Raw genomic sequence first — 23,914 nt, forward strand, 5'->3', positions numbered from 1 at the left:
GGCATCGGCGTGGGCGGCAGGGCGCGCGCGGCGGCGCGGCTGGCCAGCAGCAGGGCCTGGGCGGGCGGCAGCGTCGCGGGTGGGCATTCGCGCAGCACCAGCGCGGGGGCCAAGACCGGCTGCCAGCCGAGCGCGGCAAGCGCCGCCGCGGTTTCCGCATCGCCCGGCGCGGGGCGCGTCACAAGGACGGCGCGTACGGGCATCAGGCGCGGCGCGGCACGGTCGCGCGCCACGGCGACGCGCGGGGCGCCGCCGGCGTGGCGGGCGGGCTACGCAAACAGGTCGGCCGGGCTGTCGCGCCGCAGCGCCTGGCCCAGCGCATCACCCAGGCGGATCGCGTCGGCCGCGTCGCCTTCCTCGGTCCGGCGCAGCAGGAAGGAGCCGTCGGCGCGCGCGACCAGGCCGGTCAGGCGCAGGCGGCCATTGTCCATCAGCCGCGCATGGCCGCCGATCGGGGTGCGGCAGGACCCGTCGAGCGCCGCCAGCAGCGCGCGTTCGGCGGAGGAGACGGCGCGCGCCTCGGGGTCCTCGATGGCGGCCAGCAATTCGTGCAGTTCGGTGTCGTCGGCGCGCACGGTCACCCCGACGATGCCTTGGCCAGCGGCGGGGACCATGATCTCGGCGTCGATCGCGACGGAACCCGGCGGGTCGAGTTCCATGCGGCGCAGGCCGGCGAGTGCGAGCAGCGTCGCGGCGGCCTCGCCTTCCGCCAGCTTGCGCAGGCGCGTCTGCACATTGCCGCGGAACATGACCACGTTCAGGTCGGGCCGGCGATGCAGCAGCTGGGACTGGCGCCGCACCGACGACGTGCCGATCACCGCGCCCTGCGGCAGCGCGGCGAAGGGGTCCGCCGGGTCGGCGGCGGGCAGCGCGGGGCCGGGCAGCAGGCAGTCGCGCGCATCCTCGCGCTTCAGGGTGCAGGCCAGCACGATGCCCGGCGGCATCTCGGTCTCGAGGTCCTTGAGCGAATGCACCGCGAAATCGACGCGGCGATCGAGCAGCGCCTCGTGGATTTCCTTGGCGAAGAGGCCCTTGCCGCCGATCTCGGCCAGCAGGCGGTCCTGGATCTTGTCGCCGGAGGTCTCGATCCGCTGTTCCTCGAAGGCATTGGCATCGCGCAGCACGGGGCAGAAGCGGGTGATGCGGGCCAGGAAATCCCGCGTCTGCCACAGCGCGAGCGGCGAGGCGCGCGTGCCCACGCGGAGCGGAAGGGCACGACGCGCTGCGGCGGGATGGGCAAGGGACATGCCTGTGTCATAGAACCCTGCCCATGGGCGTGGAAGGTGGGATCAAGCTGCCGGGGCCGGTGCTGGGCCTTGAGAGCAGCTGCGACGAGACGGCGGCGGCCGTGCTGGCGCCGGACGGCACCATCCTGGCCGAGGGCGTGCTGTCGCAGGAGGCCGAGCACGCCCGCTTCGGCGGCGTGGTGCCCGAGATCGCGGCGCGCGCCCACCTGGCCGCGCTGCCGGGGCTGGCGGAGCGGGTGATGGCGCGCGCGGGCGTTGCCTTCGCGGAGCTGGGCGCGGTGGCGGCGACCGCCGGGCCGGGCCTCATTGGCGGGCTGATCGTGGGCAGCGGATTCGGCAAGGGGGTGGCGATCGCGCGCGGGCTGCCCTTCGTGGCGGTGAACCACCTGGAGGCGCATGCGCTGACGGCGCGGCTGCCGGGGCTGCTGCCGGAGGGCGCGCCGGAATTCCCGTATCTGCTGCTGCTGGTCTCCGGCGGGCATTGCCAATGCGTCGCGGTGGAGGGGCTGGGGCGGTATCGCCGACTTGGCACCACGCTGGACGATGCGGTGGGCGAGGCCTTCGACAAGGCCGCCAAGCTGATGGGCCTGCCCTGGCCGGGCGGGCCGCATCTGGAACGGCTGGCGGCGACCGGCGATGCGCGCGCGGTGGCGCTGCCGCGGCCGCTGTATGGGCGTCCGGGCTGCGATTTCTCCTTCAGCGGGTTGAAGACCGCGGTGGCGCGGGCGGTGGCGCAGGGGGCGCGGCACGCCGATGTGGCGGCGGCGTTCCAGGGCTCGGTCGCGGCGGTGCTGGCCGACCGGGCGCGAAACGCGCTGGCGATGATGCCGGGCACGACCGCCGTGGTGGTGGCCGGCGGCGTGGCGGCGAACCAGGCGGTGCGCGGGGCGCTGGCGGGCGCGGCGGCGCGGGCGGGCGTGCCGATGCTCGCCCCGCCGCTGCGGCTGTGCACGGACAATGCGGTGATGGTGGCCTGGGCGGGGATCGAGCGGTTGCGCGCGGGGCTGACCGACGGGCTGGATCATGCGCCGCGGCCGCGCTGGCCGTTGGCCGAGTTGGCCGGGGCCTGACGCAAGGCCGGGCGGGCAGCCCGGCGCGCGCCGCAGGGACCGTTCAAGCGCGCCGAAACCGGGACCGCGCCAGGATGGTGAAGCGGGGGGGGCGGCGATGGGCGGCCCCGACGCGCTTCGGAATGTACCGAAGGCCGCGGTCTCGAACCGTCGATCAGATCACCCGGTCGAAGGCGACCAGCGCGCGGCGCGACAGGCGATAGAGCTGCGCCGGGCGGCGGCGTTCGGCGGTGGCCGGGCTGCGGGCGTCGGGCACTTCCTCGATGATGCGGAGCTCGTTGATCTTCCTGCGGAAGGCGCTGTCGTTGAGGCGTTCGCCCATCACCGTCTCGTATACCGCCTTCAGCATGGGCAGGGTGAAGGACTCCGGCAGCAGGAAGGCCGGCAGGGTGGACCAGGCCGATTTGCCGCGCAGGCGCTCCAGCGCGGCGGCCAGGATGGCATCGTGGTCGAAGGGCAGCGGCGGGACGTCCCCGATCGGGAGCACCGCGATGTCGGGCACGGCGCGCGCCAGCGCGGCTTCCGGCACCAGGGCGTAATGCGCGACCGAGAGCGACCAGCCGCGCGGGTCGCGATCCGGCCCGGCGAAGGTCATCAGCTGTTCCAGGAACAGGCCCGCCAGGCCGGTCTTCTCGGCCAGGATGCGCGCGGCCGCGGCCAGGGTGCCGCTGTCCTGGTCGGGCCGCACATAGCCGCCTACCAGGGCCAGCCGCCCGGCATGGGGCGGCTTGGCGCGGGGTTGCAGCAGCGTCGCCAGCGCGCCGTCGCGCAGCGTGAACAGCACGGTGTCGACGGTAACGATGGGGCGCTTCTCGGGGCCGGACATGGCGGCGGGAGGATGGCGGCGCGCGGCCCGCCATGCAATTCGCATTTTTCAATTTGCATTTTGTGAATTGCAATCCCATGATCCTGCGATCGGCACCGGCAGACCCGCCGGGCCACAGACCGCAGGAGGCCCCCATGGCCACCATCCGCCGCTTTGGTCCCTATGCCTTGGTTCGCGCCGAGGCCTCCGCCTTCCTCGCCGTGCATCGCGGCGGGGCGCTGGTGCAATCCGGCCGCGGCATCGCCGCCTGGTACGCGACCCGCGGCGCCACCTCGCTGGTCGAGGTGCCGGCCGATGACCGCGACCACGTCATCGCGCTGTCCGCGGCCACGCGGGACTTCCAGCAGGTCAGCGTGCAGGGCATCGCCACCTGGCGCGCCGCCGAGCCGCTGCTGCTGGCCGACCGCATCGACTTCTCGATCGACCCCCTGACCGGCCTGCACAACGCCGAGCCCATCGCGCAGGTGGAATCGCTGATCGACGGCTTGCTGCGCGTGGCGGTGGAACGCTTCGTCGCCGCCCGCGACATCGCCACCGTGCTGGCCGAGGGCGTGGGCGCCCTACACGACGCGGTGGCGCAAGATTTGGCGCAGACCACACGGCTCGCCGCGATCGGCGTCGAGCTGGCGGGGGTGCGGCTCGCCAACCTCACCCCCTCCCCCGAGCTGGTGCGCGCGCTGCGCCAGCCGACCATCGAGCGCCTCCAGCAGGGTGCCGACGAGGCCACCTTCGCGCGGCGCGCCGCCGCGGTGGAGAAGGAGGCCGCGATCGCCCAGAACGAGACCCGCGCGCGCATCCGGCTCGAGGAGGAACGCGCCGCGCTGATCGCCCGCGAACGCGACAACGAACGCGCCCGCGCCGAGGCCGCCGCAGAAGGCAGTCGCATCGCCGCGACCTCGGCGGCCGCCACGCAGGAGATCGCCGCCGAGGCCGCCGCCCGCGCCCGCGCCATCGAGTCCGCCGCCGAGGCCGACGCCACCCGCGCGCTGGACGAGGCCCGCCTGGTCGGCGAACGCGCCCGCGCCGAGATCGCGGCAACCATGCCGGATGTGGTGGTGATCGCGGAGGCGCTCCGGCACGGCCTGGGGGCGGCGCGCATCGGCACGCTGAACCTCGGCCCCGACCTGGTGGCGCAGCTGGGCGGCGCGCTGGCCGGCGCGATGGCCGCGCCGCGCGGCTCGTGAGCAGGAGGCGGCGATGGCCCTGCTCAGCCCCCGCGCGGTGCTGGTGCGGCGCGAGACCGAGCTCGACCGCGTCCGCGCCAGCCATGCGAGCCTCGCTTCCGCGCGCTTCGTGCTGGAGCGGCGAGGCATCTCGCTGGAGGACGTCGAGGCCGCGCATCGGGACGTCGCCGAGGTGGTGCGCCAGGTCCGCGCCGCCATCCCGCCCGACTGGCGCCAGGCCGGCATCAGCCGGGCGGAGGTGGAACGCTTCGTCTTCGGGCCAGAGGACATCGTGCTGGCCGTCGGCCCGGATGGGCTGGTGGCGAACGTCGCGAAGTACCTCGATGGCCAGGTGGTGATCGGGGTGGACCCGCAGCCCGGCCGCAATGCCGGGGTGCTGGTGCGCTTCACCGCGCGCGACGCCGGCGAAGCGCTGCGCGCGGCCGCGGCCGGCGCCATCCCGCTGGAACAGCGTGTCATGGCCGAGGCACGGATGGATGATGGCGAGAGCCTGCTGGCGCTGAACGAGATCTTCGTCGGCCATCGCAGCCATCAGTCGGCGCGCTACACCATCGCGGCGCATGGCATGCGGGAGCGGCAATCCTCCTCCGGCCTGATCGTCGCGACGGGCACCGGGGCGACGGGCTGGGCGGCGTCCATCCTGCGGGCCAGCGGGCGGCGGATGGACCTGCCGCCGACGCTGCCGCGGCTCGGCTTCCTGGTGCGGGAAGCCTGGCCGGGGCCGGCCACGGGCGCCGAGCTGGTGGCCGGGCTGGTGGAGGACGACCCGCTGCTGGTGACGTCGGAGATGGATGAGGGCGGCACGATCTTCGCGGATGGCATCGAGTCGGACCGGCTCGGCTTCGGCTGGGGGCGCCAGGTACGGATCGCGCCGGCCGCGCGGCGGCTGAGGTTGGCGGTGCCGGGCTGATCGCGACGGCGGCGCGGGCGTTCCGCATCGCGCGGCCCGCGCGGGCTTCGTGACCCGACAGCCGCGCGGGCGGGCGGGTGAAAGTTGCGCGGCATCGAAGGTCGCGCCATGACCGCCCCCGCATGAACTACCGCCACGCCTTTCACGCCGGCAACCACGCCGACTGCCTGAAGCACGCGCTGCTGCTGCTGCTGGTCAGTGCGCTGCGGCGCAAGCCTGCGCCCTTCGCCGTGCTGGATACCCACGCCGGGCGCGGGATCTACGACCTCTCGGCGGATGAGGCGGCCCGCACCGGGGAGGCCGCGCGCGGGGCATTGCGGTTGGCGGATGTGGTCGACGGGCCGCTGGCGCCTTTCGTCGCGGCGCTGCGCGCGCAGGGGTTTCCGGCGCGCTACCCGGGGTCGCCGGCGCTGATCCGCGCCGCGCTGCGCCCAGGCGACCGGCTGGCCTGTTGCGAATTGCACCCCGAGGACCACGCCGCGCTGCGCGGCCTGTTCGCGCGGGAGGCGGAGGTGGCCGTGCATCGGCGCGATGCCTGGGAGGCGATCCGCGCGCTCACCCCGTTTCCGGAGAAGCGCGGCCTGGTGCTGATCGACCCGCCCTTCGAGCAGGAGGAGGAATTCGCGCGGCTCGTCGCGGCCATCGCGGAGGTGAACCGCCGCTTCCGCGCCGGCATCGTGGCGGCCTGGTACCCGGTCAAGCATCGCGCGCCGGTGCGCGATTTCCATGATGCGCTGCGCGCGACCGGCGTGCGGGATATCGTGGCGGCCGAACTGTGGCTGCGCGAACCCACCGACCCGCGCCGCCTGAACGGGAGTGGCCTTCTGGTGGTGAACCCCCCCTTCGGCTTCGTGCCGGCCGCCGAAGCCTTGCTGTCGGCCTTGCTGCCCCTGCTGGGCACCGAGCCTGGCGCCGGCCTCTCCCTGACCCAGGTCACCCCCGAATGACGCCGCCCATGTGCATGGGCGGCGTCCCAAGGAAGGGAGGGGGATCGGGGGAGGTTCCCCTCCCCCGACCTTCCGCATGAAGATCGCGATCCTCGGCGCCGGCGCCTGGGGCACCGCGCTCGCCATCCAGGCCGCCCGCGCCGGCAGCGAGGTGGTGCTGTGGGCGCGCGACCCGTCGCGTGCCGCCGCGATCGCCGCCGCGCGCGAGAATGCGCGCTACCTGCCCGGCGCGGCCTTGCCCGATGGCATTGCCGTCAGCGCCGATGCCGCGGAGGCGCTGCGCGGAGCGTCGCTGGCGCTGCTGGTCGTGCCGGTGCAGGCGCTGCGGAGCGTGGTGGCTGACCTGCCTGCGAGCGGCGTGCCGATGCTGCTGTGCTGCAAGGGGGTCGAGGCCGGCAGCCTGGCGCTGCCACTCGAAGTGCTGGCGGCGCTGCGCCCCAGGCAGGTCGCCGGCGTGCTGTCCGGGCCGAACTTCGCGCATGAGGTCGCCTGGGGCCTGCCGGCGGCCGCGGTGGTGGCCGCCACGGATGCGGCGCTGCGCGAGGGGGCCGTGGCGCTGCTGGGGTCGCCCGGCTTCCGGCTCTATGCCGGCGAGGATCCCGTCGGCGCCGAGGTCGGGGGCGCCGCGAAGAATGTCATCGCGATCGCCGCGGGCGCCGTGATCGGTGCGGGGCTCGGGGAGAATGCGCGGGCGGCGCTGGTGACACGGGGCCTGGCGGAATTGTCGCGCCTGGCGGTGGCGCTGGGCGGGCGGGCGGAGACGGCGGCCGGCCTGACCGGGCTGGGCGACCTGGTGCTGACCTGCGCGGGGCCGGGCAGCCGGAACATGTCGCTGGGGCTGGCGCTGGGGCGCGGCGAACGGCTCGCGGATGTGCTGGCCGCGCGGGCCGGCGTGACCGAGGGCGTGGCGACGGCGCCCGCGCTGGTCGCGCGGGCGGCGTCGGTCGGCGTGGAACTGCCGGTTTGCGCCGCGGTGGCGGACCTGGTCGCGGAGAGGATCACCGTGCGGGAGGCGATGGCGCGGCTCCTGGCGCGCCCCCTGCGCGCGGAGTAGCGCCGCGTCGCCTCAGCCGGCGCGGGAGAGCTCGGTCTCGTGCAGGTTGCGCACCGCGGCCACGTAGCCGGACTGGGTGCCGGTGATCAGCGCCTCGTTCAGTTGGCGCAGCAGGCGCTCCAGGTCGTCGGTGCGGCAGAGCTCCAGCGTGCCCATGCCGGCGCGATGGGTGGCGCGGTAGGAGCCGTCGCGCAGGCGATCGATCTCGATGGTGCTGGACCCGCCGGCGACGGGGCGCAGGGTGATGATGACGTCGTCCGGGGACGGTGTGGTCTCGGCCATGGGCGTCGTGTCCTTCAGGGGGTGGACACGGCGCCGCCTTTTGGCGGCGTCCGTACCGGCATTGCGCGCATGTTCCGCGCCGCGAAGCCGTGAGGTGCATCATAATCGGATCGCCATGTCGCGACAGCGACCAATGGTAGAGCTGCGTAACGGCGGCGCGCGGACCGCGCTTTCTGCGGGCGAACCGGCGATGTCGTCGCGATCACGAAAAGCGGCGAAAAAGAACGTCTTTTGAACATCTTGTCACGGAGGCGACGCGGCGTGGGGACGCGCTGCCCCGGCTCGCGCGCAGTGACATTGCCGAGAATTTAGACAAATCACGCGATCGTGATGGAAGAGATCCGCGATCCGCTCGCGGAAGGCGGGCCGAGCGGCGCCGATTCGCGCCCCCGCCCGATCACCCGGCGCCGACTTCGGCGGCGCCCGGTGTCACACCCCGCGCGAAGGCCGCGCGTGGCCTGCGTGCCCCTTCCGTCCGCCAGCCAGGCCGGCGGACGGAAGGGGCAGGACGCTTGCCGGCGTCAGGCGCGCCGCGCCGTCGCCGCGCCCGCGGCGCGCGCCGCGATGCGCGCCCGGATCGTCACCAGCGCCGCGTCGTCCTCGGCGGCCAGCGGGGCGCAGGCCGCTTCGGCATAGCGGCCGTTGGCGCGCATCGCCTCGAAGTCCACCACCAGTGCCGCGACCTTGGCGTTGTCGAACAGGTGGCGGTTGCCGTCGTCGAAGTAGGTCTCGGTCACCGCGCCCTCGCTGACCACCAGGCCATGGGCCTGGAGTTCGACGTGGTAGTAGGTGACCGCGCGGACCCACAGTTCCTGCACGATCGAGGTGCCGTTCACCAGCAGGCGTGCCGGCACCAGGCGGCCATCGAGGAAGATGGCGTGCTCGGGGCTGACGCGCAGGTCGCGGAAGGGCACGCCCTCGGCCAGGGCACCCGCCTTGATCAGGATCGGCGCGGCCTTGGCCTTGTTGCGCTGGCGCGCGACATCGATCCGCGTCGACCCGACCCAGACCAGCGGCTGGAGCGGCGCCCCACCATGGGCCGCCACCACCAGGTCGCCGGCGCGCAGCTGCTCGACCGGCACTTCCCCGCGGGCGGTCGCGATGCGCGTGCCCTCGGCGAAGCAGGTGATGACGTCGTTGGTGCCGTCGTAGCCGAAGACGGTGAGCGTATCGGGCCCATCGCCGCCGGTGAGCGTGTTGAAGAACAGGGTCGAACCGCCGGGGCCCGAGATCGTCTCCCAGGGGTCGTCATTGCCGCCGGTCCAGCCCTCGAGGTCGAGGGTGTCGTTGCCGTCGCCCAGGTTGATGGTGTCGTCGCCATCGCCCTGGTTCCAGACCAGGCTGTCATTGCCGCCGCCCAGGTCGATGCTGTCGTCGCCACCGCCGGAGACGACGGTGTCGGCACCGTCGGTCAGCGTGATGCCCTCGAAGCCATCGATCGTGTCGGTGCCGCCGAAGCCGTCCTGCACGGTGTCGTCGTCGAGGTTGACGAAGACCGGGCCTGGCGCGTCGCTGTAGTCGAGCGTGTCGTTGCCCGGGCCACCGACGATGCTGTCGTTGCCGGCCGAGCCTTCGACGATGTCGTTGCCACCGCCGGCATTGACCGTCTCGGCACCCGAGCCGCCGACCACGCTGTCATTGCCGCCGCCGGTATTGACGACGTTGAAGCCCGAGATGGTGTCGATATCGCCGTAGCCGTCGGCGACCGTGTCGTCGGCCAGGTTCACCGTGACCGGGCCGGGCGAGCCGCTGTAGTCGAGGGTGTTGGTGCCGCCGCCGCCGACCAGGCTGTCGGCGCCGTCCGACCCCACCACGGTGTCGTTGCCACCGCCGGCATTGACCGTCTCGGCACCCGAACCGCCGACCACGCTGTCATTGCCGCCGCCGGTGTTCACCACGCCGAAGCCGGTGATGGTGTCACTGCCGATGTCGCCGCCATTGGCGCGTTCACCCGCCAGGTCGACCGTCACCGCCGCCGTCGAACCGCTGTAGTCCAGCGTGTTCGTGCCGCCGCCGCCGGCCAGGCTGTCATTGCCCAGCGAGCCCACGACCGTGTCGTTGCCGCCACCGGCATTGACCGTCTCGGCGCCCGAGCCGCCGACCACGCTGTCGGCGCCATTGCCGGTATTGACCACGCCGAAGCCGGTGATGGTGTCGCTGCCGATGTCGCCGCCATTGGCGCGTTCACCCGCCAGGTCGACCGTCACCGCCGCCGTCGAACCGCTGTAGTCCAGCGTGTTCGTGCCGCCGCCGCCGGCCAGGCTGTCATTGCCCAGCGAACCCACCACCGTGTCGTTGCCGCCGCCGGCATTGACCGTCTCGGCACCCGAGCCGCCGACCACGCTGTCGGCGCCATTGCCGGTGTTGACCACGCCGAAGCCGGTGATGGTGTCGTTGCCGATGCCATCGCCATTGGCGCGCTCGGTCGCCAGGTTGACGGTCACCGGCTGGGTCGAACCGCTGTAGTCCAGCGTGTTCGTGCCGCCGCCGCCGGCCAGGCTGTCATTGCCCAGCGAACCCACGACCGTGTCGTTGCCACCGCCGGCATTGACCGTCTCGGCGCCCGAACCGCCGACCACGCTGTCGTCGCTCGTGCTGGCGTTGACCACGCCGAAGCCGGTGATGGTGTCGCTGCCGATGCCGGTGCCGCTGGCGCGCTCGGTGGCGAGATTCACGGTCACCGCCGAGGTCGAACCGCTGTAGTCCAGCGTGTTCGTGCCGCCGCCGCCGGCCAGGCTGTCATTGCCCAGCGAGCCGATCACGCTGTCATTGTCGTTGCCGCCATCGATCGTCTCGTTGCCGACGCCGCCGGCCAGCGTGTCGTTGCCCGCGCCGCCGCCGATGACATCGGAGCCGCCGCCGCCGGAGACGCTGTCATTGCCGTCGCCGCCGAGCAGACTGTTGGCGCCCGAGCCGCCGACGATGACGTCGGCGTTGCTGCTGCCGAGGATGTTCTCGACCCCGGCCAGCGAATCCGCGCCCGCCGCCCCGGTCGACCCGCCATTCCCGGCGCCGTCGATGGTCACGGCCACGGGGCCGGTGGCGCCGGCGTAGGACGCCCAGTCGCTGCCCGTCCCGCCGACCAGCGTGTCGTTGCCGCCGCCGCCCGTCAGCGTGTCGTTGCCGCCCGCGCCGTCGAACAGGTTGGCGGTGGTGCCGCCGGTGCTGGTGATGCTGTCCGCGCCGCCGCCGCCCAGCACGTTCTCGATGCTGGTCAGGCTGTCGGCGCCCACATCGGCGCCGGTGCCGGTGCCGTTGTTGTTGGTGTCCAGCGTGACCGTCACGCCGGCGGTCGCGCCGGTGTAGTCCGCCGTGTCGGTATCGGCACCGCCGAGCAGGCTGTCATTGCCGCCGCCGCCGTTCAGCGTGTCGTTGCCGGTACCGCCGCTCAGCGTGTCGTTGGCCGCGCCCGCGCCGCCCTGCAGGTTGTTGGCGCCCGTGGTGCCCAGAATGGAGTCGGCGCCCGAGCCGCCGATCGCGTTCTCGAAGCCCACCACGGAGTCGGACCCGGCGCCGCCGGTGGCCGCACCGGTCGCCATGTTCAGCGTCACCGCGCCGGTGATGCCGGTGTAGTCCACGAGGTCGGTGTCGGCGCCGCCCTGCAGCGTGTCGTTGTCCGCCGAGGCCCGCACGGTGTCGTTGCCGCTGCCGGCGTCGATCGTCTCGCTGCCCGCACCCGCGGTGATGCTGTCGTTGCCCGCGCCGCCCACCAGCGAGTCGACGCCGCCGCCACCCACGATGACGTCGTCGTCGGCGCCGCCGTCGAGCGTGTCGGCATCGCCGCCGCCGAGGCCCGTGGAGCCGAGCAGCGTGTCGTTGCCGCCGTCGCCCTGCGCGACGTCGCCCAGGATGGTCTGGATGCTGTCGTTGCCCGCGCCGCCGACCAGCACGTTGTCGGCGTTGTCGAAGCCGACCAGCGTGTCGTTGAAGCCGGAGCCGATCACGCCCTCGAAGCCGGAGAGCACGTCACCCTGCGCCTCGCCGCCGAGACCGCCCGGGGAACCGAGGTTGATCGCGACCGCGGCCGTCGACCCGGCATAGGAGACGGTGTCGAAGCCGGCGCCGCCGACCATGCTGTCGGAGCCGAGGCCGCCATTGATGAAGTCGTTGCCGTCATTGCCGACGATGGTGTCGTTGTTGTCGCCGCCGACCAGCACGTCACCGCCGCCGCCGCCGACCAGAAGGTCGTTGCCGGCGCCGCCCGACAGGGTGTCGGGGTCGCTGCTGTTGTCGCCCGCGATGTTCGCGCCGTACAGCGAGTCGTCGCCCGCATCGCCCGAGATCACGTCGCTGCCGGCATCGCCGCGGAGCTGGTCGTTGCCGTCGCCGCCGATGATCGAGTCGTTGCCGGCGTCGCCGCGAATGATGTCGTTGCCCACGCCGCCGAAGGCCGTGTCGTTGCCGTCGCCGCCGCGGATGCTGTCGTTGCCGCCCTGGCCGTAGATCAGGTCGTCGCCGCCCTGCGCTTCGATGGTGTCGTTGGCGCCGCCCACGAAGTCGGCAGCCAGCGCCGCCGAGAGCAGGCTGTCGCCGAAGATCGTATCGGCGCCGGTGGTCGTGTTCGGGAGGCTGCCGGTGCTGTTGCTCGACAGGTTGTCTGCGCCGGTGGAGCCGGTGACGGTGGCCATGGACTATGTCTCCTCAGGAAGCTTTGGCGCCGGGCAGGGCCGCGGGCGGAATGGCGTGGAACTGGCGGAAATGCGAAAGGGCCCGGGCGCGCAGCGGCGACGGGGTGGAACGTTCCGGGCGCGCCAGGACCGGCGCGACAGATACGGCTGGGTGGCCTGGTCGGCCCGGCGCGCCGGACGCGGCGCGGCCGGCTGGGCGCCGGACCTGGCGGCGTGGCGCCCGCGACGTGGCGCGCGCTGCACGCGCGCCGAGGGGCGGCATTGACGTGCCCGCCACGGGCGTCTCGGAGGAAGGTTGGGCCGCCGGCACGACGGCCGCCGCATCGCGAAGATCGATCGAGCGCCCCAGGCGCAGCAGCGCCGCCAGACGACGACCCAGCCGAGCCGCCGACCCACGCGATTCCGCGCGCACGGCAGCGCCGTGCGGGGGCGGAACGAGGGTCAGGCGGAACATCATTTTTTAGGTGTCTATCCTCAGAATTGAGACAGTCGGGCTTATAGCGCAGTGCGCCCCCGGCACAAATGACGAAATTCTTCACATCTGCGTTTGCTTTTTTCGGGAACTGTTGCGCGCACCCCAAGAAATACTCGCGTGGGTTGCATTTCATGAAGGGATCAAGGTCGCGACGCGACCATGGTCCTGGCTGGGGGGCATCCCGTCTGATCGGGCCTGCGCGCCCATGTCACGATTTACGCCGTTTCATGGGCAGCCAACCCTGGTGCCCGCGCGGCCGCCACTCGCGCTTCGCGTGCACCGACGCTCCGCTGGACATGCGCGCCAGCCGCGAACCGGGCCGGACCGGCAGATATTCACTTTCGCGTGAAGATGCCGAGCCGAGGCGCCCTCGACGCCCCACGCGCCCAGTGTCCCACATCAGAAGTCCTGCGGGCTTCGTCTTCGGGCCACCAGAGACGTTGTCGTGAGCCAGAGCGACCCCAAACGTCGCTAGTCGGCCGCCAGCGCCGCACCCGCCGCGATCGGCGCCAGCGGCGCGGCCAGCGACACCCCCGCGCCGAGCAGCAACAGGAAGGGCGCCGGCGACAGGCCCGAGGCCGCCGCCTCGATCGCCGCGGCGCCGAAAATCACCGCGGGGATCGCCAAGGGCAGCACCAGCAAGGGCAGCAGGACCGACCCGCGCCGCGCGCCCAGCGTCAGCGCAGCCCCCACCGTGCCGAGCAGCGACAGCAGGGCGGTGGCCAGGCCCAGCGCCGCGATCGCCGTTCCCCAGGCCTCGACCGGCAGGTTCAGCAGTGCCGCGGCCACCGGCGTGGCGGCCAGCAGCGGCAGCCCGGTGGTGATCCAGTGGCCAAGCGCCTTGGCCGCCGCGATGCCACCGCGCGGCAGGCCCGACAGCAGCAGCTGGTCGAGCGTGCCGTCCTCGGCATCCGCGCCGAACAGGCGGTCGAGCGGCAGCAGCGCCGCCAGCATGGCGGCGGCGAACAGCGCGCCCGGCGCAAGCCGCGCCAGCAATTCCGGCGCCGGGCCGACGCCGAAGGGAAACAGCGCGGCGACCAGCACGAAGAACAGCACCGCCGCCAGCGTATCGGCCGGGTGGCGCAGCGCCAGGCGGATCTCGCGGCCCAGCAGGGCGGCGAAGGCGCTCACAGCCGCAACTCCCGCGCGCCGTCCAGCGGCAGCGGGATATGCGTGGCCGCCACCACCATGCCGCCGGCCGCGCGATGCGCCGCCAGCAGCGGCCGCAGGCGTTCGACCGAGGCGGCATCCACCCCCGTGGTCGGTTCGTCCAGCAGCCACAGCGGCACGGGCGCGAGCGCCAGGCGCGCCAGCGCGAGGCGACGCTTCTGCCCCGACGACAAGACCCGCGCCGGCAGGTCGGCCAGCGGCGCCAGCGCCAGCGCGTCGAGCGCCGCCGCGACATCCCCGCCCCCCAGCCGCGCGAAGAAGGCCAGGTTCTCGGCAACGCTGAGCGCCGGCTTCAGCGCGTCCTGGTGCGACAGGTAGCGCAGGCGCATCGCATGGGCGGGCGGGTCGGCGGCGATGTCCTCGCCGCGCCATGACACGACGCCATCGGCCGGTCGAAGAAGCGAACTGAGAATGCGAAGCAATGTCGACTTGCCCGCGCCATTCGCGCCGGTCAGCAACAATGCCTCGCCGGCATTCAACGTGAAGGACAGGCCGGCGAAGACCGCGCGGTCGCCGCGCAGGCAGGCCAGGTCGCGCGCTTCCAGGACCGCCCCGCCACGCTCAGTCAAAACCGCCCCCAATCCATGGACCGTCAACGGCCGCCATGCTTTAAACCGCCCGGATTGTGCGGCCGCGAGAGGCCGCCTCGCAGCTGAGGAAGGGCATCGCGACCATGCGGATGATCGGGCAGGACAGCCTGAAGACCCGCCGTACCCTCGATGTGGACGGCAAGACCTATCACTACTTCAGCCTGCCCGAGGCGGCCAAGAGCATCGGCGACATCTCGCGCCTGCCCTACAGCCTCAAGGTGCTGCTCGAGAACGTGCTGCGCTTCGAGGACGGGCGCTCCTACACCGTCGACGACGCGAAGAAGATCGCGGAGTGGCTGGTGGCCGGCCGTTCCACCAAGGAAGTGCCGTTCCGCCCCGCCCGCATCCTGCTGCAGGATTTTACTGGTGTGCCGGCCGTCGTTGACCTCGCCGCCATGCGCGACGCGCTGCTCAGCCTGAACGGCGATCCGCGCAAGGTGAACCCGCTGGTGCCGGTGGACCTGGTCATCGACCACTCGGTGATGGTGGATTACTCCGGTTCCGCCGCCGCGCTTCAGAAGAACGTCGATGTCGAGTTCGAGCGCAATGGCGAGCGTTACGAATTCCTCCGCTGGGGCCAGGAAGCCTTCAACAATTTCCGCGTCGTGCCGCCGGGCACCGGCATCTGCCACCAGGTGAACCTGGAATACCTGGCGCAGGTGGTCTGGACCGCGACCGATATCGGCGAGACCTACGCCTTCCCCGACAGCTGCTACGGAACCGACAGCCACACCACCATGGTGAACGGCCTGGGCGTGCTCGGCTGGGGCGTGGGCGGGATCGAGGCCGAGGCGGCGATGCTCGGCCAGCCGATCGCCATGCTCATCCCCGACGTGATCGGCTTCAAGCTGGTGGGCTCGGTGCGCGAGGGCGTCACCGCCACCGACCTGGTGCTGACGGTCACGCAGATGCTCCGCAAGAAGGGCGTGGTCGGCAAGTTCGTCGAATTCTACGGCCCGGGCCTGGCGCACCTGCCGCTGGCCGACCGTGCGACCATCGGCAACATGGCCCCCGAATATGGCGCCACCTGCGGCTTCTTCCCGGTGGACGAGACCACGCTGAACTACCTGCGCCTGTCCGGCCGCGACGAGCACCGCATCAACCTGGTGCGCGACTACGCCAAGGCCCAGGACATGTTCCGCGAGGCGGACAGCCCCGACCCGGTCTTCACCGACACGCTGGAACTCGACCTGTCCACCGTCGAACCGTCGATGGCCGGGCCGAAGCGCCCGCAGGACCGCGTGGCGCTGTCCAATGCCGGGGCGTCCTTCCTGAAGGACCTGGCGGCCGGGACCATGGGCGTGCCGGGCGACAAGGCCGATCTGCGCGTGCCGGTGGCGGGTGCGAATTACGACCTCGGCCATGGCGACGTGGTGATCGCGGCGATCACGTCCTGCACCAATACGTCGAACCCCTATGTGCTGGTCGCCGCCGGGCTGGTGGCCAAGAAGGCGCATGAGAAGGGGCTGACCGCGAAGCCCTGGGTCAAGACCTCGCTCGCACCGGGTTCGCAGGTGGTGACCGACTACCTGGACAAGGCGGGGCTGTCGCCGCATCTGGATGCGCTGGGCTTCCAGACCGTCGGCTATGGCTGCACCACCTGCATCGGCAATTCCGGCCCGCTGGCGGAGCCGATCGTGGACGCCATCGAGACCAACAAGCTGGTCGGCGTGTCCGTGCTCTCGGGCAACCGCAACTTCGAAGGCCGCGTGCATGCCAATGTGCGCGCGAACTACCTCGCCTCCCCGCCGCTGGTGGTGGCCTATGCGCTGGCCGGCACCATCCGCCTGGACATGTCGAAGGACCCGATCGGCACCGGCCGCGACGGCCAGCCCGTCTACCTGAAGGACATCTGGCCGACGCAGAAGGAGGTGACCGACACCGTCCATTCCGTCGTGACGCGCGAGATGTTCCAGGAACGCTACGGCGACGTCTTCAAGGGTCCGGCGCAGTGGCAGGCGATCCGCGTCGATGCGGACAGCGACACCTATCGCTGGAATTCCGGCAGCACCTACGTCCAGAACCCGCCTTATTTCGAGGGCATGACCATGGACCCGAAGCCGACCGGCGATGTGCGCGGCGCGCGGCTGCTGGCCCTGCTGGCGGACAGCATCACGACCGACCACATCTCCCCGGCCGGCAATATCCGCAAGGCGTCGCCGGCGGGCGAATACCTGGTGGAACACCAGGTGCGGCAGGACGACTTCAACTCCTACGGCGCGCGCCGCGGCAACCATGAAGTGATGATGCGCGGCACCTTCGCCAATATCCGCATCAAGAACGAGATGGTGCCGGGTGTCGAAGGCGGCGTGTCCAAGCACTACCCGTCGGGCGACGTGGCGCCGATCTACACGACCGCGATGCGCTACAAGCGCGAAGGCGTGCCGCTGGTGGTGATCGGCGGCAAGGAATACGGCACCGGGTCGTCGCGCGACTGGGCGGCGAAGGGGACGTTCCTGCTGGGCGTGAAGGCCGTGATCGCGGAAAGCTTCGAGCGCATCCACCGGTCGAACCTGGTGGGGATGGGCGTGCTGCCGCTGGTCTTCAAGGACGGCGAGAGCCGCACCACGCTGGGGCTGACGGGCGAGGAGACGATCGACATCCTGGGCGTGGAGCAACTCTCCCCGCGCATGATGATGGATGTGGTGATCACCCGCGCCGATGGGTCGCAGGTGAAGACGCAGGTGATGTGCCGCGTCGATACGGCCGATGAGGTCGAGTACTACCGCAACGGCGGCATCCTGCACTACGTGCTGCGCGGGATGGCGAAGGCGGCGTAAGGCCGCCGCGCGAACGGCGATTCGGCGAGGGGCGCGGTCCGCGGGGGCCGCGCCCTTTTGCGTTTCAGATGGCCGAACCGAAGAATGCGCGGATTGCGGCTGCGTGCGCACGCAGCTGCGGGACTTCGCTGCGCTGCCACACTGATAGGAGTTCAGCGTAGGTCACGCCGACGAACCGGACGCGATCGCCAGCGACAGCCGCACCATAACGGGCGACCTCGGCGCCATGGCGAGCATGCTTATCGGTATCCAAAGGGCGACCCCGCCGATCCACCTCGGGTTCCGCGCGCAGATGCACGAGCCAGGGCGTCTTGCCGCCCGCGGCTTGGCCGGGCGCGGTGGCGGTTGCAAGGCCGAGCGCATGCTTGACGAGCTGTGCTTCCTCGATGTGCACGAACCCGGCTTCGCCAGCCCGCGACGCATCGCGCATGAGAGCGTGCCGCGCCAGGTCCGGCGTCCAGTCGACCGACCAATAGGTGTCGCTCCAGGACGGGGCGCCATGGGTGTCGAATGGTTCGAAGCGCTTGCTTTCCACGCCGATGAGGCCAGTCGCCGTTTCGATGAGGATATCGAGATTCGGCTTCCGGCCACGATGCCAGGGAAACGGCAGGGGCGCCTCGATCCGCACCGACGTCGCGGGCCAGCCGAGGTCCTCCGTCCCGGGGAGCGACGGCAAGGCTCCCGGGCGGTCGATAAACACACCGAATGCGTTGATCGCCAGTGCCGCCGAAGATTGCGGGCTGAACAGCTTGCCGCTGCCGATCTCATTGCCATCGGCCGAACCAAGTGCCGCTTCTATGGCATGCACTGGCAAGCCCCAGAGCAACGCGTCGCCGATGTCGCGCGGTGGTGTGGATGAAGAGCTCATGCTTCCTCCTGACAACTCAGCACCGCGGATCGTTCCGCTTCGATGACGCCGAGGATGTCACGATCCATTGTCTCGCGCCAAGCAAGGTCCCCGAGCAGGTTCGATCACACTGAACGTGTGGCGGCATCAGCGCCGCCGAGGCGGCCTAGGCCGGATCCTTGTTGTCCGTGGCGCCCCAGATCCGGGAGGGCTCTGCTTGTAGTGCCTGGTCCCGCGCCGCCTCCAGCAGCGTGATGTGCTCGCGCAGATTCCCCACCACCTGGCGCACATAGTAGAAGCCGAAGCGCGGGTTCTGCAGGTACAGCTGCGTGAGTTCGTCGTAGCTCAGTTCCAGCGCCTCGACCTCGCTCTCGCAGATGCCGGTATTGGTGCGTCGCCGGTCATCGGCGAAGATCGCGATGTCGCCGAAGAACCCGCCCGGCGCCACCACGCGGCCGGTCTCGGCGTAGCGGAAGGCCCCGCGCAGCAGGTAGTACGCTGCCTCCGCCGCATCCCCGCGGCGGAACAGCACCGTGCCCGCCGGCAGCACAACGCGCCGCGTGAAGGGGCGCAGCCAGTCGGCCACGAAATCGCCCGCCGCGGCATCGCGCACGCGCGCCACCAGCCGGCGCATCTCGACCAGCCGCCGCAGGTTCAGCGGCAACAGCACCAGGTGCAGGAACAGCACGTTCCACAGCAGCGCCAGCGCGCCGAAGGCGATGAACAGCAGGTTCGCCACGATCGCCGCGACGCGCAGCGGGATCATGGTACGCATCCGCTGCGCCATGATGGTCGCGATGGCCGCCGCATAGCCGATGGCGGTCACCGCGATCTCGCCGGCGGTCACTCGCGCCGCCGCCGCGCCTCAATCCACCCTGATACCTGCGGCGCGGATCACCGCGCCCCAGCGGGCGCGCTCGGCCACCACCACCGCGTCCATCTCGGCCGGGGTCGAAGTCCACACGTCGATGCCCAGCCGTGCCAGTACCGCCTGCGTCTCCGGCTCCGCCAGCACGCCGCGCAGCGCCTCCGACAGCCGCGCGACCCGCTCGGGCGGCGTGCGCGCGGGCACCTGCAGCCCCTGCCAGTTCTCCACCACGAAATCCGGCACGCCGGCTTCCGCCGCGCTCGGCACGCCCGGCGCGCCGGACCACCGCGCGGCGGAGGTCACGAGCAGCATCCGCACCCGCCCATCGCGCACCTGGCCGAGCCAGGCCGGCGGGCTGTCCAGCGCCATGTCCACCCGCCCCGCCAGCAGGTCGGTCACCACCGGCGGCGTGCCGCGATAGGGCACATGGGTGATGTCGAGCCCCGCCTGGCGGCGCAGCAACTCCATGCCCACATGGCTCGGAAGTCCGTTGCCCGCGCTGCCATAGGTCATGACCCCCGGACGCGCCCGCGCCGCGGCGGCCAGGGCGGCGAAATCCGCCGGCCCGTCCGCGCGCACGAACAGCCCGAGCGGCGCGCGCCCGATCAGCCCGACCGAGGCGAAATCCTCCGGCTTCCAGGCCAGCCGCGGATAGAGGTTCGGGCTGAACGCCGCGAGCCCGGTCGACACCAGGATCAGCGTCAGCCCGTCCGGTTCGGCGCGCGCCACCGCCTCGGCGGCGATGTTGCCGCCGGCGCCGGCGCGGTTCTCGACCACCATGGGCTGGCCGAGCGCCTCGCCCAGCGCGGGGGCCAGGGCGCGCGCCAGCGCATCCAGCGTCCCGCCACCCGGCGGGAAGGGCACCACGGCGCGCAGCGGGCGCGTGGGCCAGGGCGCCTGGCCGCGCGCCGCACCCGGCACGGCGGCGGCAAGCAGCCCCGCGGCGACCATGCGGCGGCGGCGCAGGTAGTGGATGGCGGCACGAACGCGGCGCGGCGCGGGGAACACAGGGCGCGGAAAGGGCACAACCATGGCGGCTTTCTCCTGACATCAGGGGATGCGGGGCTGTGCTTCGCGCAATTTGGTTCGTTGGGCTTACGAAGCGACCGCATGATGCCCGGTGCGGTGCCGTCCTGTCCATCGCCACGCGCGGGCCGTCAGCGCGCCTCGGCCAGCCAGCCGCGCAGCAGCAGCGCGCCGCCCGCCCCGCACATTCCCGCCATCCCCCAGAACACCCCCCCACCCACCGCCGCATACCCCCACCCGGCCGCCAGCGTCGCCACCATCATCACCGCCCCGATCCCGGCCGCGAGCAACGTCTGCGCCGTGCCCGCCACCGCCGCCGGGACACGCGCCTGCATCACCCGCATCGTCGCCAGGTGCATCGCGCCGAAGGTGAGCGCATGCAGCGCCTGCGCCGCCACCAGCGCCGGCAGCGCCGCGGTCTGCGCGGTCACCGCCCAGCGCAGCACCCCCGCTCCTGCCGCCACCAGCGCCAACCCGCGCGCACCCAGCCGGTCAGCGACGGGCCGCCCCCACGCGAACAGCGCCACCTCCGCCACCACCGACCAGGCCCAGAGCAGGCCGATCACGCTCGGCGCCACGCCCGACTGCGCCCAATGGATCGACCCGAAGGCGTAATACGCCGCGTGGCTGCCCTGGATCAGCGCCGAGACCACCAGCACGCGGCGGAACGCCGGCAGCGCCAGCACGGCGCGGAAGGCGCCGCCGCCGCGCCGCGGATGCGCCTCGCCTGGCGGCAGCAGCAGCGCCGCGACCGCCGCCGCCGCCAGCGCGCCGGCCAGCAGCCAGGCCACGCTGCCCGCCCCGGCGCGTTCGGCGACCCAGCCGGCGGCCCCCGCCGCGACGATGAAGGCCGCCGACCCCACCGCGCGCACGCGGCCGTAGTCCCACCCATCCGCGCGTGCCGCGCGCAGCGCCATGGAATCGCCAAGCGGCACGACGCAGGCGATCGCCACCGCGAAGACCAGGTTCGCCGCCAGCAATCCGCTGAAGCCGGCGGCCAGGCCGTACAGCACCGCCGCACCTGCCGCGATCGCCGCGCCCGCCGCCATCACCGCGCGCGGCTGCCCCAGCGCATCCGCGATGCGCCCGCCGAGCGGCCCCGTGGCCAGCCGCACCGCGCCGCCGATCGCGAGGATGGTGGCGACCTCGGCCGCGCCGAGCCCGGCGGCGGCCATCAGCGGCGGAATGAAGGGCAGCATCACGCCCACCGCGGCGAATTGCGCGGCGAACAGGATGGCGAAGCGGGGGGCGCTGGACGTCACGTTCCACCCTCGCGCGCGGGCCTGCCATGGACAAGTGGCGCGCCCCATGCGACGGAAGCCCGCCCCCCATTGCGGAACGTCTGCGCGCCATGTTCGAACCTCGGGTCCGCGCCGTCCTCGGCCCCACCAATACCGGCAAGACGCATCTCGCGATCGAGCGATTGCTCGCGCATGCCTCCGGCATCATCGGCTTCCCGCTGCGCCTGCTGGCGCGCGAGAACTACGACCGCATGGTGGCGCAGAAGGGCGAGCGCCACGTCGCGCTGATCACCGGCGAGGAGAAGATCGTCCCGCCCGAGGCGAAGTGGTTCGCCTGCACGGTGGAGGCCATGCCGCTCGACCGCCCGGTCGAATTCCTCGCGGTCGATGAAATCCAGCTCTGTGCCGATCCCGATCGCGGGCATGTCTTCACCGACCGGCTGCTGCATGCGCGCGGCATGGTCGAGACCATGTTCCTCGGCGCCGAGACCATCGCGCCGCTGCTGCGCCGCCTGGTGCCGCGCGCCGAGATCGAGACGCGCCCGCGCCTGTCCCAGCTCACCTACGCAGGGCCGGCCAAGCTGACCCGCCTGCCCGCGCGGTCCGCCATCGTCGCCTTCAGCGCGAACGAGGTCTACGCCATCGCCGAGGCCGTTCGCCGCCGCCGCGGCGGCTGCGCGGTGGTGATGGGCCGGCTGTCGCCGCGCACGCGCAACGCGCAGGTCGCGCTGTACCAGAACCGCGAGGTCGATTTCCTGGTCGCGACCGACGCGATCGGCATGGGCCTGAACATGGATGTCGACCATGTCGCCTTCGCCGCGCTGCAGAAGTTCGACGGCCAGCAGCCCCGCCCGCTGACCGCGCAGGAAGTCGCGCAGATCGCCGGGCGTGCCGGGCGCGGCATGAAGGACGGGTCCTTCGGCACGACGGCCGAATGCGCCGCCATGCCCGATGAGATCGTCGCCGCCGTCGAGACCCACGCCTTCGAGCCGATCGCGCAGATCGCCTGGCGGAATTCGGACCTGGATTTCACCAGCATCGACGCGCTGCTGGGCAGCCTGGCGGCAAGCCCGCCGCAGGCCGGGCTGGCGAAAGGCCACGACGCGGTCGACCACATCACGCTCGAGGCACTGTCGCGCGACGCCGATGTGCGCAACCTGGCCGACACGATGTCGCGCGTGCGGCTGCTGTGGGAAGCCTGCCAGGTGCCGGATTTCCGCAAGCTGGCCGATGACAGCCACACCGCGCTGTGCGGCAAGCTGTTCACCCACCTGGCGCGCGACGGCAAGCTGCCGCGCGACTGGCTGGTGGGATCGCTGGCGGTGCTGGAACGCACCGATGGCGACCTCGATACCCTGATGGCGCGCATCAGCGCCATCCGCATCTGGGCCTATATCGCCGCGCGCAACGACTGGATCGACGACGCGCCGGGGCTGCAGGCCGATGCGCGGCGCGCCGAGGACATGGTGAGCGACGCGCTGCACGAAACCCTGACCGCGCGCTTCGTCGACCGCCGCGCCGCCCACCTGATCCGCAAGATGGACGATACCGAGGAGGAACTGCTCTCCGCCGTCACCCGCCGCGGCGAGGTGGTGGTCGAGGGCCATCCGGTCGGCACCGTGAAGGGCTTCGCCTTCGAACCCGATTCCGCGACGGTCGAGGAAGAAGAACGCCGCGTCGTGCTGCGCGCCGCCCGCCGCGCGCTGGCCGCCGAGATCCCGCGCCGCGTCGCGATGCTGGAAGCCGCCAAGGACGACGCCTTCGCGCTGACGCCCGCGCACAAGGTGACCTGGGCCTATTCGCATGCGCCGAACATGCCCGCGGGCCTCGGCGACATCGCCGAGGTCGCGAAGCTCAAGCCCGGCCCGGAACCCTCCAAGCCGCAGGTCGAGGTGCTGGCCTCCGAATTCCTCGATGGCGCGCAGCGCGAACGCATCCGCGAACGCCTGGCCACCTGGCTGGAGAACCTCATCAAGCGCGAGCTCGGCGCGGTCTTCACCGCCGAGGGCAAGGCCGCCGAGGACAACACCCTGCGCGGCCCGGCCTTCCGGCTGCGCGAGGAACTGGGCCTGGCGATGGGCCGCACCGACCCCGACATCCGCCCCGACCTGCGCCAGAAGCTGAAGGGCATCGGCATCCGTGCGGGCCGCTACGCGCTGTTCGTGCCGGAAGCCATGAAGCCGAAGGCGATGGCGCTGCGCGCGCAGCTGTGGTCGCTGCTGCGCGGCATCGAGACGCCGAAGCTGCCCGGCGGCGGCCTCATCGCCGTGCCGGCGCGCGAGGACTGGCCGCGCGGCTTCGCCGAGACCATGGGCTGGCTGCCCGCCGGCCCGGTGCTGCTCCGCCTGGACGTCGCGGAACGCATCGCCGGGGAGATCGGGCACCTGACGCGGCGCGCGCCCGCCATGCTGCCCGGCGACCTCGCGAGCCGGCTCGGCGTGAAGGGCGATGCGCTCGCGCCGGTGCTCGACGCCATGGGCTTCCGCCTGATCCCGGCCGAGGTGCTGGAGGAGAAGGCGTTCGGGCCGCCGGCGCCGGCGCGGATCGCCCATGCGCGCCCGCCGCGGCAGGAGCATCATCGCGGCCCGCGCCGCGAGGGCCAGGGGCGCGGCGACGGCGAGCGGCGCGAGGGCGAGAACCGTGGTCCGCGCCGCGATGGCCAGACTCGTGGTCCTCGCCGCGAGGATCGCCGCGCGCCGCGGCCCGACCAGCCGCCGGCCGATGCGCCCGCGGCCGAGGGCGCCGCGCCGGCCGAAGGTGCCGAGGCCC

General features: G+C 72.4%; 17 protein-coding genes and 1 pseudogene. 7 read left to right on the forward strand and 11 right to left on the reverse strand.

The window, feature by feature from the left end:
* Both LQ222_RS23545 and hemC read right to left on the reverse strand, forming a co-directional pair.
* Positions 1 to 203: pseudogene (locus tag LQ222_RS23545) on the reverse strand (uroporphyrinogen-III synthase); the annotation flags it as partial.
* A gap of 66 nt (positions 204 to 269) precedes the next feature.
* Positions 270 to 1,247 (reverse strand): hydroxymethylbilane synthase, encoded by a 978-nt coding sequence (gene hemC, locus LQ222_RS23550; RefSeq protein WP_230169314.1) that lies wholly within the window; start codon positions 1,245 to 1,247, stop codon positions 270 to 272.
* A gap of 23 nt (positions 1,248 to 1,270) precedes the next feature.
* Between hemC and tsaD the strand changes: the two genes are divergently transcribed.
* Complete coding sequence (gene tsaD, locus LQ222_RS23555; protein ID WP_230169315.1) at positions 1,271 to 2,317, forward strand: tRNA (adenosine(37)-N6)-threonylcarbamoyltransferase complex transferase subunit TsaD; 1,047 nt, start codon at positions 1,271 to 1,273, stop codon at positions 2,315 to 2,317.
* Positions 2,318 to 2,471: 154 nt separating this feature from the next.
* Here tsaD and LQ222_RS23560 read toward each other — a convergent pair whose 3' ends face one another.
* Entirely contained in the window at positions 2,472 to 3,143 is a 672-nt protein-coding gene (locus tag LQ222_RS23560; RefSeq protein WP_230169316.1) for an NrtR DNA-binding winged helix domain-containing protein, read from the reverse strand.
* A gap of 134 nt (positions 3,144 to 3,277) precedes the next feature.
* On the opposite strand from LQ222_RS23560, the gene LQ222_RS23565 reads away from it, so the two are divergent.
* The 4 genes from LQ222_RS23565 (at position 3,278) to LQ222_RS23580 (ending at position 7,238) form a co-directional block, all read left to right on the forward strand.
* On the forward strand, positions 3,278 to 4,327 hold the full coding sequence (locus tag LQ222_RS23565; RefSeq protein ID WP_230169317.1) for an SPFH domain-containing protein: 1,050 nt from the start codon (positions 3,278 to 3,280) through the stop codon (positions 4,325 to 4,327).
* A 13-nt stretch (positions 4,328 to 4,340) separates the two neighbouring features.
* The gene (locus LQ222_RS23570; RefSeq protein WP_230169318.1) at positions 4,341 to 5,237 is read left to right on the forward strand and encodes a hypothetical protein; all 897 of its coding nucleotides are present in this window, start codon (positions 4,341 to 4,343) and stop codon (positions 5,235 to 5,237) included.
* A 122-nt stretch (positions 5,238 to 5,359) separates the two neighbouring features.
* Entirely contained in the window at positions 5,360 to 6,184 is an 825-nt protein-coding gene (locus tag LQ222_RS23575; RefSeq protein ID WP_230169319.1) for a 23S rRNA (adenine(2030)-N(6))-methyltransferase RlmJ, read from the forward strand.
* Between the two features lie 76 nt (positions 6,185 to 6,260).
* Positions 6,261 to 7,238: an NAD(P)H-dependent glycerol-3-phosphate dehydrogenase gene (locus tag LQ222_RS23580; protein WP_230169320.1), complete on the forward strand. Its 978-nt coding sequence runs from the start codon at positions 6,261 to 6,263 to the stop codon at positions 7,236 to 7,238.
* Positions 7,239 to 7,250: 12 nt separating this feature from the next.
* Here LQ222_RS23580 and LQ222_RS23585 read toward each other — a convergent pair whose 3' ends face one another.
* The 4 genes from LQ222_RS23585 to ccmA all read right to left on the reverse strand — a co-directional run bounded on the left by LQ222_RS23585 (position 7,251) and on the right by ccmA (position 14,362).
* Positions 7,251 to 7,520 carry a hypothetical protein gene (locus LQ222_RS23585; protein WP_230169321.1) on the reverse strand — a complete coding sequence of 90 codons (270 nt, stop codon included), beginning with the start codon at positions 7,518 to 7,520 and terminating at the stop codon, positions 7,251 to 7,253.
* Positions 7,521 to 8,041: 521 nt separating this feature from the next.
* Positions 8,042 to 12,148 (reverse strand): Hint domain-containing protein, encoded by a 4,107-nt coding sequence (locus LQ222_RS23590; protein WP_230169322.1) that lies wholly within the window; start codon positions 12,146 to 12,148, stop codon positions 8,042 to 8,044.
* Positions 12,149 to 13,094: 946 nt separating this feature from the next.
* The gene (gene ccmB, locus LQ222_RS23595; RefSeq protein ID WP_230169323.1) at positions 13,095 to 13,754 is read right to left on the reverse strand and encodes a heme exporter protein CcmB; all 660 of its coding nucleotides are present in this window, start codon (positions 13,752 to 13,754) and stop codon (positions 13,095 to 13,097) included.
* Complete coding sequence (gene ccmA / locus LQ222_RS23600) at positions 13,751 to 14,362, reverse strand: heme ABC exporter ATP-binding protein CcmA (protein ID WP_230169324.1); 612 nt, start codon at positions 14,360 to 14,362, stop codon at positions 13,751 to 13,753. The genes ccmB and ccmA overlap by 4 nt, the downstream gene beginning before the upstream one ends.
* 104 nt (positions 14,363 to 14,466) lie before the next feature.
* On the opposite strand from ccmA, the gene acnA reads away from it, so the two are divergent.
* Positions 14,467 to 17,163 carry an aconitate hydratase AcnA gene (gene acnA, locus LQ222_RS23605; protein WP_230169325.1) on the forward strand — a complete coding sequence of 899 codons (2,697 nt, stop codon included), beginning with the start codon at positions 14,467 to 14,469 and terminating at the stop codon, positions 17,161 to 17,163.
* A gap of 64 nt (positions 17,164 to 17,227) precedes the next feature.
* Here acnA and LQ222_RS23610 read toward each other — a convergent pair whose 3' ends face one another.
* The 4 genes from LQ222_RS23610 to LQ222_RS23625 form a co-directional block, all read right to left on the reverse strand.
* The gene (locus LQ222_RS23610) at positions 17,228 to 18,031 is read right to left on the reverse strand and encodes a hypothetical protein (RefSeq protein ID WP_230169326.1); all 804 of its coding nucleotides are present in this window, start codon (positions 18,029 to 18,031) and stop codon (positions 17,228 to 17,230) included.
* Between the two features lie 145 nt (positions 18,032 to 18,176).
* Entirely contained in the window at positions 18,177 to 18,857 is a 681-nt protein-coding gene (locus LQ222_RS23615; RefSeq protein ID WP_230169327.1) for a Crp/Fnr family transcriptional regulator, read from the reverse strand.
* Positions 18,858 to 18,875: 18 nt separating this feature from the next.
* Entirely contained in the window at positions 18,876 to 19,910 is a 1,035-nt protein-coding gene (locus LQ222_RS23620; protein ID WP_230169328.1) for a tripartite tricarboxylate transporter substrate binding protein, read from the reverse strand.
* A 125-nt stretch (positions 19,911 to 20,035) separates the two neighbouring features.
* Positions 20,036 to 21,166, reverse strand: coding sequence for an MFS transporter (locus LQ222_RS23625; RefSeq protein WP_230169329.1), 1,131 nt, complete (start codon positions 21,164 to 21,166; stop codon positions 20,036 to 20,038).
* A gap of 89 nt (positions 21,167 to 21,255) precedes the next feature.
* Here LQ222_RS23625 and LQ222_RS23630 point away from each other — a divergent pair.
* Positions 21,256 to 23,914, forward strand: a 2,659-nt coding sequence (locus LQ222_RS23630; protein ID WP_230169330.1) for a helicase-related protein, incomplete at its 3' end; no start/stop codon positions are given.

It is taken from the genome of Roseomonas sp. CECT 9278 (genome assembly GCF_918698155.1).
Taxonomy (GTDB): domain Bacteria; phylum Pseudomonadota; class Alphaproteobacteria; order Acetobacterales; family Acetobacteraceae; genus Neoroseomonas.

Bases quoted from the DNA above. Each gene is read 5' to 3' on its own strand.
- hemC (WP_230169314.1), bottom strand. From the start codon at position 1,247: ATGTCCCTTGCCCATCCCGCCGCAGCGCGTCGTGCCCTTCCGCTCCGC.
- tsaD (WP_230169315.1), top strand. From the start codon at position 1,271: ATGGGCGTGGAAGGTGGGATCAAGCTGCCGGGGCCGGTGCTGGGCCTT.
- LQ222_RS23560 (WP_230169316.1), bottom strand. From the start codon at position 3,143: ATGTCCGGCCCCGAGAAGCGCCCCATCGTTACCGTCGACACCGTGCTG.
- LQ222_RS23565 (WP_230169317.1), top strand. From the start codon at position 3,278: ATGGCCACCATCCGCCGCTTTGGTCCCTATGCCTTGGTTCGCGCCGAG.
- LQ222_RS23570 (WP_230169318.1), top strand. From the start codon at position 4,341: ATGGCCCTGCTCAGCCCCCGCGCGGTGCTGGTGCGGCGCGAGACCGAG.
- LQ222_RS23575 (WP_230169319.1), top strand. From the start codon at position 5,360: ATGAACTACCGCCACGCCTTTCACGCCGGCAACCACGCCGACTGCCTG.
- LQ222_RS23580 (WP_230169320.1), top strand. From the start codon at position 6,261: ATGAAGATCGCGATCCTCGGCGCCGGCGCCTGGGGCACCGCGCTCGCC.
- LQ222_RS23585 (WP_230169321.1), bottom strand. From the start codon at position 7,520: ATGGCCGAGACCACACCGTCCCCGGACGACGTCATCATCACCCTGCGC.
- LQ222_RS23590 (WP_230169322.1), bottom strand. From the start codon at position 12,148: ATGGCCACCGTCACCGGCTCCACCGGCGCAGACAACCTGTCGAGCAAC.
- acnA (WP_230169325.1), top strand. From the start codon at position 14,467: ATGCGGATGATCGGGCAGGACAGCCTGAAGACCCGCCGTACCCTCGAT.
- LQ222_RS23610 (WP_230169326.1), bottom strand. From the start codon at position 18,031: ATGAGCTCTTCATCCACACCACCGCGCGACATCGGCGACGCGTTGCTC.
- LQ222_RS23620 (WP_230169328.1), bottom strand. From the start codon at position 19,910: ATGGTTGTGCCCTTTCCGCGCCCTGTGTTCCCCGCGCCGCGCCGCGTT.